General features: G+C 69.5%; 1 protein-coding gene. It reads right to left on the bottom strand.

All coding sequences use genetic code 11. From position 1 onward, the window contains the following. Positions 1–866 (bottom strand): HAMP domain-containing protein (locus tag FUT87_RS25295; protein WP_147242785.1); only part of this gene is annotated, 866 nt, incomplete at its 3' end. Between the last annotated feature and the right edge of the window lie 148 nt (positions 867–1,014).

The raw sequence follows: 1,014 nt of genomic DNA on the forward strand, positions 1-1,014 counted from the left end.
TGCGCGCCGGCCGCGACCTCGCGCGACGCCGTCGCGATGCTGTCCGTGGCGCTGCGCACCCCGCTCACCACGTGGCGGATCGAGTGCTGCATGCCCTGCACGCCGCGCATCATCGCGGCGGTCTCGTCGGTGCCGTGCACGTCCACGCGCTCGCTCAGGTCCTGGCGGGCGATGCGCTCGGTGGAGCTCACCGCCTGCGCCAGCGGCATCAGGATGGACGCGATGTTGAAGAAGGTGAAGGTGCCGATGACCACCACGCCCAGCAGCATCACGCCGCCCAGCGCCATGCGCACGCGGGTCTCCTCGCCGTCGATGCGCTGCACCTCCTGGTTGCCGCGCGCCATGATGGCCTGCGTCATCTCGCCGAGCTGCTTGTCCATCTCCCGGACCGGCCCCTTGATCGGCTCCGTCTGCCGGTTGGCCTCGGCCGAGTCGACGAACTCCTGCTTCAGGATGCGCGCCACGATGCCGTCCAGGCCGTTCCGGTAGTTGCCCAGCGAGGCCTTCATCGCCGGCGGCATCGCCTTGATCTCGGGCAGGATCTCCAGCCCCGCGATCACGTCCAGGCTGCGCAGGACGCCCTCGAAGGTCTTGCGCCACTCCTCGTGATAACGCTTCACCGCGGCGTCGTCGCCGATGTTGATCAGCATGTCCTTCTCGTAGCGGCGCAGGTTGCCGACACCGGCACGCACTTCCGAGAGCTGCACCAGCGACTCGACGTCCTGCCGCACGTAATGCTGGAAGTCCTGCTTGGTGCGGGCCATCGCCCAGAGCCCGTCGCCGCCGATCAGCAGCATCGCGAGGACCGACAGGAGTCCCAGCGCCATGAGGCGCGTCCGGATGGTGAAGTTGCGCAGGGTCCGCATGGCTGCTCCCGACGAAGTTGCCGAACGGAAACAGCCTAGCAGCCGGCGTGCCGGCCCGGAACCCTGTGGAAACGGGGGGCCCGCCCGCGTCAGCGCCAGAGCGCGGCCATCGTCGCGACGAAGCGCTCGCGGCGGCCGGCGCGTCGAT

This window comes from Mitsuaria sp. TWR114 (assembly GCF_007997345.1).